Source organism: Streptomyces sp. NPDC020801, assembly GCF_044334385.1.
GTDB lineage: Bacteria > Actinomycetota > Actinomycetes > Streptomycetales > Streptomycetaceae > Streptomyces.
This window is the reverse complement of record NZ_JBIRST010000040.1, coordinates 34,906-41,209: the sequence shown is the minus strand read 5'-3', so window position 1 is coordinate 41,209 and position 6,304 is coordinate 34,906. Positions and strand designations below refer to the sequence as shown.

The 6,304-nt window shown below is 75.0% G+C and carries 6 protein-coding genes; all 6 read right to left on the bottom strand.

The annotated features are described in order from the left end of the window. Window positions 1-265: 265 nt before the first annotated feature. The 6 genes from ACH4UM_RS40040 to ACH4UM_RS40015 all read right to left on the bottom strand — a co-directional run bounded on the left by ACH4UM_RS40040 (window position 266) and on the right by ACH4UM_RS40015 (window position 6,116). Window positions 266-934, bottom strand: coding sequence for an acetate uptake transporter (locus tag ACH4UM_RS40040; protein ID WP_398191060.1), 669 nt, complete (start codon window positions 932-934; stop codon window positions 266-268). Window positions 935-1,255: 321 nt separating this feature from the next. Continuing rightward, window positions 1,256-2,845 carry a cation acetate symporter gene (locus ACH4UM_RS40035; RefSeq protein WP_398191057.1) on the bottom strand — a complete coding sequence of 530 codons (1,590 nt, stop codon included), beginning with the start codon at window positions 2,843-2,845 and terminating at the stop codon, window positions 1,256-1,258. Then, window positions 2,842-3,216 (bottom strand): hypothetical protein, encoded by a 375-nt coding sequence (locus ACH4UM_RS40030; RefSeq protein WP_398191055.1) that lies wholly within the window; start codon window positions 3,214-3,216, stop codon window positions 2,842-2,844. The genes ACH4UM_RS40035 and ACH4UM_RS40030 overlap by 4 nt, the downstream gene beginning before the upstream one ends. Beyond that, on the bottom strand, window positions 3,209-4,015 hold the full coding sequence (locus ACH4UM_RS40025) for a LytR/AlgR family response regulator transcription factor (protein ID WP_398191052.1): 807 nt from the start codon (window positions 4,013-4,015) through the stop codon (window positions 3,209-3,211). The genes ACH4UM_RS40030 and ACH4UM_RS40025 overlap by 8 nt, the downstream gene beginning before the upstream one ends. An 81-nt stretch (window positions 4,016-4,096) precedes the next feature. Continuing rightward, the gene (locus tag ACH4UM_RS40020) at window positions 4,097-5,302 is read right to left on the bottom strand and encodes a sensor histidine kinase (protein WP_398191050.1); all 1,206 of its coding nucleotides are present in this window, start codon (window positions 5,300-5,302) and stop codon (window positions 4,097-4,099) included. 49 nt (window positions 5,303-5,351) lie between these two features. Further along, entirely contained in the window at window positions 5,352-6,116 is a 765-nt protein-coding gene (locus ACH4UM_RS40015) for a PP2C family protein-serine/threonine phosphatase (protein WP_398191065.1), read from the bottom strand. Between the last annotated feature and the right edge of the window lie 188 nt (window positions 6,117-6,304).

Genomic DNA, 6,304 nt, shown 5'->3' with positions numbered 1-6,304 from the left:
TCGGCCGGCTCCTTGGCCCAGGTCAGCCGACGTGCCTGCTCGGCCCAGAAGCCGAGCCTGTCAGCCTTGGCCTGTACGTACGCCTCCGCCGTGACGTTCGCGCCGGCGGCCAGCGCCGCCGGCGGGGCGAACCGCCGTTCCTCCTTCAGCAGGTTGGCCAGGCTCTCATTGCTCATGGTGACTCCCTCGTGCTCGTGGACGTGCTCGTGGACGTGCTCGTGGTCGGGCGGGGGCGGCGGACGGCGGAACGGCGGTGGTGGAGGGGTCAGGCCCCGAACGGCCACGTCGGCAGGGACCTGCCCCTCCACGTGGCGTTGGCCACCCCGGCGAACGAGCCGTACCAGGCGAGCAGCGCGGTGAGCAGGCCCGCCCAGCCGCCCGCGTGCCCCAGTGCCGCCCGCTGTCCCAGCTCTCCGGCCGTGAGCAGCACGAAGGTCAGCAGCAGCGCGGTGAACACGGCGAGGAGGACGCCGTTGATCCGGCAGGCGACGATCGTCATGTAGGCGGTGAACACCGTCCAGGCGAGCAGGAACAGACCGGTCGCCTGGTAGGCATGGGCGGCCGGCAGCTTCGGCGCGACGAACTGGACGTAGGCCGCGAAGGAGAGCCAGAAGGTGCCGTACGAGGTGAACGCCAGCGCGCCGAAGGTGTTGTTCTTGCGGAACTCCCACATCCCGGCAAGGAGTTGGGCGATGCCGCCGTACCACAGGGCGAGCGGCAGCACGACCGCCTCCAGCGACGTGTCCTTGATCAGACCGGCGTTGAAGACGGAGAGCACGAAGGTGGTGAGGGCGAACGCCGCCAGGCCCAGCGGGCCGGGGTCGGCGATCTGCGGGCGCGGGGCGACGGGCCCGGCCGGGGTCTGCTCGTCGGTGGCGCCGGAGGCGTCGGCGGCGGGCCGCTCGTCGGTGGCGGGCGTCTGGATGTCGGTCATGGTGCGATCCTCGGGTGGTGGGGTGCCTGCTCGGCTCGGGTCCTGGGACGGGGAGGAGCGCGGGTGCCACGGACGCGAAAGGCGCGGTCTGCCGGGTGCGGAGTGCGGGCTGCGAGATTCGGTGGCCGGTGGGCCGCGGGCCGGCCCGGGGTCGGGGCCGGATGTCCGCGGATGCCCGCGTACCAGGGTGCGGAAGGTCCGGCTGCCGCTCCCGGTCCGGGAGCGCGGCTGGGCGGCCGGGCTTCGCGCGGTGTTGCGCTCTGGCCGGTTACTGTGCGGCACCCGCGCCCCGGCCGGGAGCCCCCGTACGGAACCCGTCGGTCAGTGGTGCCCGTGGCGCGACGGACGGCCGCCCTCCGGCGACGAACGGTCGCCCTCCACCGCCGAACGGCCGGCCGCCAGCGCCTCCGGCAGGTGCAGCCGGGCCAGCATCACGGAGGCGTCCGCGGGCACCCGGCCGCGCGTGGCCAGGGAGACGCCCACCATGGTCAGGAACGCCGCAGGCACGCTCCAGGCCGCGGGCTCGGCGAGCAAGGCCCCGGCCCAGCCCTGTCCGCCCGCCCCCAGCAGCGTCCCCGCCAGCGCCGTTGCCGACAGCCCGCCGCCGACCAGCATCCCGGCGACGGCTCCGGGCGCGGTGAGCCCCCGCCACCAGATGCCCAGCACCAGCAGCGGGCAGAAGGTGGAGGCGGCCACCGAGAAGATCAGGCCGACCTCGTGCGCCACGGACACCCCGCTGCCCGACAGCAGCAGCGCTATCCAGCAGGGGGCGAGCACGGCGACGGCGGACGCCCGGCGGAAGCCCCGCACGTCCCCACCGAGGAGGTCCTGCGAGAGCACGGCGGCGACCGACAGGGCAAGCCCGGAACAGGTCGACAGGAAGGCGGCGAAGGCACCGGCGACGACGAGCGCCGTGAGCAGCTGCCCCACGGCGCCGGGCACCAGTCGGCCGGGCAGCAGCAGCACCACGGTGTCCACCCGGTTCCCCCGGGTCAGGCCAGGAGCGAAGAGCCGCCCGAGGCCGCCGTAGATCTCGGGCAGCAGGTAGAAGACGCCGAGCAGGCCGAGGACGCCGACCGTCGTCCGACGGGCGGCGCGGCCGTCGGGATTGGTGTAGAAGCGGGCGACGACATGCGGCATGCCCATCGCGCCGAGGAAGGTGGCCACCATCAGCGAGTACAGGCTGTAGAGCCCGCGCCCGCCGCCCTGGGCGCTCGCCGCCCAGGGCGACCCCGCGCCCGCCGCGGGCGCGGAGGCGGCGGGTGAGGCGGAGGCGGCGGCCGGGCTTCCGGAGGGGTGCCAGATCCCGCGCCAGACGAGCAGCAGGACGATCGCCGGAACGGCGAGCGCGGCGAGCTTCAGCCAGAACTGGAAGGCCTGGACGAGGGTGACGCTGCGCATGCCCCCGGCGACCACGCCGACCAGCACCACCGCCGTCACCAGGACGGCACCCGACCAGGCGGGCGCGCCGAGCGCGGCGTGCAGGGCCAGCCCCGCGCCCTGGAGTTGCGGCACCTGGTAGAGCCACCCGATGAGCACCACGAAGACGGTCGCCGTCCGCCGCACCGCCGGGGAGCCGAGGCGCGCCTCGGCGAAGTCGGAGACGGTGTAGGCACCGGACCGGCGCAGCGGCGCGGCCACCAGGACGAGCAGCACCAGGTAGCCCGCCGTGTACCCGATGCCGTACCAGAGCATCGTGCTGCCGTACGCCACCACCAGCCCCGCGATGCCCAGGTAGGAGGCGGCCGAGAGGTATTCGCCGCTGATGGCGGCGGCGTTGCGCAGTGGCGAGACCATACGGGAGGCGACGTAGAAGTCCGGCGTGGAGCGGGACCGCAGGCCGTAGCCGCCGACGGCCACCGTCGCGGCCACGACCAGCAGGACGGCGGTCAGGTTCTCCGGTGCGTTCATGACCGCTGGACGTGCTCGGCGAAGTCGCGTTCGTGACGCTCGGCCCGGCGCACATAGCAGGCTCCGGCCGCCACCAGCAGCAGGTGGACCGGGAGTCCGAGGAGCAGCCACGGCAGCCCGGTCCCCCACAGCCGCGCGTGGTCCAGCGCCGGTACGTACCCGAGCAGCAGCGGCAGGGCGGCGAGCGGCAGGAACACCGCGCCGCAGACCAGCAGTCCCAGCCGGAGCTGGGCGCGCATCAGTGCCTTCACATAGACCTCGCCGAGCGCGGTCTGCTCGTGTACGTCCCGTGCCACGGCGCCCCGCTGACCGGGCCGGGCGGCCCGGGTGCGGGGGTGGGTGACGGTCACGCGCCGCGCCGGCTCACCCATCGGCGGTCCTTCCGCCCCTCGGCGGGCCGGACGGGGGCAGCAGCAGGTCGCGCAGCTTACGGCTGCTGCGGCGGCTGACCGGCACAACGGCGCCGGCCACGCGCACCGACAGCCGTCCGGAGTCGGTCAGCAGCTCCTCGATGTGGTCGGTCGCGACGAGGTGGCGGCGGTGCACGCGCACGAATCCGGCGTCCTGCCACTCGTCCTCCAGGCTGGACAGGGGCACCCGCAGCAGATGGCTGCCCGAGTCCAGGTGCAGACGCACGTAGTCGCCGCACGCCTCCACATGCCGTACCTCGGAGCGCGGGACGAACCGCGTCACGCCGGACAGTTCGACGGCGATCAGCTCGTCGTGTGCGGGCGGCCCGGCGGACGCCGGGGGCTGTGCGGGGGCGGGTTCCCGGTCCGCGGGGGCCGTGTCCGCCCGCCGCTTCGCGATCCGCCGGACGGTTTCGGCGAGCCGCCCGGCGCGTACGGGCTTGAGCAGGTAGTCCACGGCCCGCACCTCGAAGGCGGGCACCGCGAAGTCGTCGTACGCGGTGACGAACACCACCGGTGGGGGCTCGGCGAACCGGGACAGGACCCGGGCCACCTCCAGTCCGTCCAGCCCCGGCATACGGATGTCGAGGAAGACCGCGTCCACGGGCCGGTTCCGGGCCAGTGCGCGATCCAGCGCCAGCAGCGCCGCGGCGCCGTCGGCCGCGGACTCCACGGGGCCGACGCCCGGATCCAGCCCGAGCAGGTAGACGAGCTCCTCCAGGGCGTGCGGCTCGTCGTCGGCCACCAGGATGCTCAGCATGCGCGAATGGGAGCATTCCTCGCACAGCGGGTCAATCCCCCGGAACATGTGGGGTTGGCCACATGCGTGAAGGGGCGGCGCTCAGTTGAGCGTATCGAGCCCGTCGCCCCGGCGGTCTCCGCCACCCGCCTCGGCCGCCACACCCGCACGGTACTTGGGCACCCGGATCCGCACCTTGGTACCCGCCCCCGGAGCGGTCTCGACCACCAGCCCGTACGCGTCCCCGTACACCTGCCGCAGCCTGGCGTCGACGTTTCCCAGGCCCACCCCGCCCGAACCGGCGGCACCCGATGTGCCGGCCCCGCCCGCGGCCAGGATGCGCCGCAGCTCGGCGGGGTCCATCCCCACCCCGTCGTCCTCCACGGTGATGTGCGCCTCGGCGCCCCCGTCCCACGCGAGCACGGTGATCAGCCCCGGCCCGGTCCTGCCCTCGAAGCCGTGCCGCACCGCGTTCTCGACCAGGGGCTGCACGCACAGGAACGGCACCGCCACCGGCAGCACCTCCGGTGCCGCCTGGACGTCGACCCGCAGCCGGTCGCCGAACCGTGCCTGCTCCAGCAGCAGATACTGGCCGATCGAGCGGAACTCCTCCGCCAGCGTGGTGAACTCGCCGTGGCGGCGGAAGGAGTAGCGCGTGAAGTCGGCGAAGTCCAGCAGCAGTTCGCGGGCCCGCTCCGGATCGGTGCGGACGAAGGAGGCGATCGCGGTCAGCGCGTTGCACGAGAAGTGCGGCGAGATCTGCGCGCGCAGCGCCCGCAGCTCCGCCTCCACCAGACGGGTCCGCGACCGGTGCAGCTCCGCGAGCTCGAGCTGGCCGGACATCCAGCGGGCCACCTCGCCGGCCGCCCGGACCAGCCCCGCCGACACACCGGGGGCGTATGCGAGCAGCGCCCCCTCGACCCGGTCCTCCACCACCAACGGCGCCACGACGGCCTCCCTGACCTCGCAGCGCACGTCGCCGCACCACACCCCGTCGGCCCTCAGCACGGCGGTCCTGCCGCCCGCGAGCACCTCCGCCGCGAGGCCCACGGCGTGCCCGCTGTGATGCTTCCCGGCCCCGTCCCAGGTGAGCACGCGTTCCGTGTCGGTGACGGCGAGCGCCGGGGCGCCCAGCAGCCGGCGCAGATGCCGCGCGGCCGCGCCGGCCGACGACTCGGTCAGCCCGCCGCGCAGCGCCGGTGCCGCGAGGGACGCACGGTGCAGCGCCTCGAACGTCGCCTGCCCCGCCCGCCCGTCGAAACCGGCATGCCGGCGCAGCCGTCCGCGCTGCCGGAATATGCCCGCCATGCCGGACACGGTAACCCCTCCCCCGTCCGGGCGCGGGGCGGACCGGTGGTCAACCGTCCGGGGATACGGGCGGGACCGGCGGGACCGGCGGGACGTCGCCCGGCTCGGCGGGACCGGCGGGACGTCGCCCGGCTCGGCGGGCAGCGGCTGCTCGGTCCAGATGGTCTTGCCCCTGTCGGCCTGTGGGGAAGGTCCAGGAGGCGACCTGGTCGTCGCGCAGGGCGCGGGTCCGGGCCAGGACGAGCACCACGTCGTCCTCGGCCCGGCCGGACAGCTGCGAGTAGATCACCGCGTCGCACGTCTCCCGGACGTGCGCGTGCGGCTGGGCCAGGATGCACCGCAGTCGCGCGACGCCTTCCTCCGGGCACCGGCCGACGAGCCCATCGGTGTAGAGGGCGATCAGGCTCCCCTCCGGCAGGTGTGTCTCCCCGGCCTCGAACGGCGGCCCGTCGCCGCCCAGCGGCGGCCCGTCGGGCGCGCCGGCCTGCTCCACGTGCCCGTCGGGGTGGGCGACGAGCGGAGCGGGATGCCCGGCCCGGGCCACGACGAGACGCCGGCTCACCGGGTCGTAGACCGCGCAGGCACAGGTGGCGGTCGTGGGCTGGACGTCCAGCGGGTCGTTGGCGGCGGCCGGCCGGCTCTCCTCGGCGAGCCGGACCATCAGGTCGTCCAGGTGCGCCAGCACCTCGTGGGGGGCCAGGTCCATGGCGGCCAGACTGTGTGTCGCGGCGCGGAGCCGGCCCATGGTGGCCACCGCACGCATGCCGTGGCCGGCCACCTCCCCGACCACCAGCGCGACGCGTGCGCCGGACAGCGGGATGACGTCGTACCAGGGGCCGCCGGCGTGCCCCGGCAGGTAGTGACCCGGAGGTCCGCGCCGCCCGCTCGGCTCCTGATGTCCTCACGGCCGGCCCCGCACCCGGCGGGCCAGTGCACTCACCTTCAGGGTGGCAGGCGGCCGCACCGCCCGCTCGGCGGCCGAGGACTCCACGCCGGGTGGCG

Bases quoted from the DNA above. Each gene is read 5' to 3' on its own strand.
- ACH4UM_RS40030 (WP_398191055.1), bottom strand. From the start codon at position 3,216: ATGGGTGAGCCGGCGCGGCGCGTGACCGTCACCCACCCCCGCACCCGG.
- ACH4UM_RS40035 (WP_398191057.1), bottom strand. From the start codon at position 2,845: ATGAACGCACCGGAGAACCTGACCGCCGTCCTGCTGGTCGTGGCCGCG.
- ACH4UM_RS40020 (WP_398191050.1), bottom strand. From the start codon at position 5,302: ATGGCGGGCATATTCCGGCAGCGCGGACGGCTGCGCCGGCATGCCGGT.
- ACH4UM_RS40040 (WP_398191060.1), bottom strand. From the start codon at position 934: ATGACCGACATCCAGACGCCCGCCACCGACGAGCGGCCCGCCGCCGAC.
- ACH4UM_RS40025 (WP_398191052.1), bottom strand. From the start codon at position 4,015: ATGCTGAGCATCCTGGTGGCCGACGACGAGCCGCACGCCCTGGAGGAG.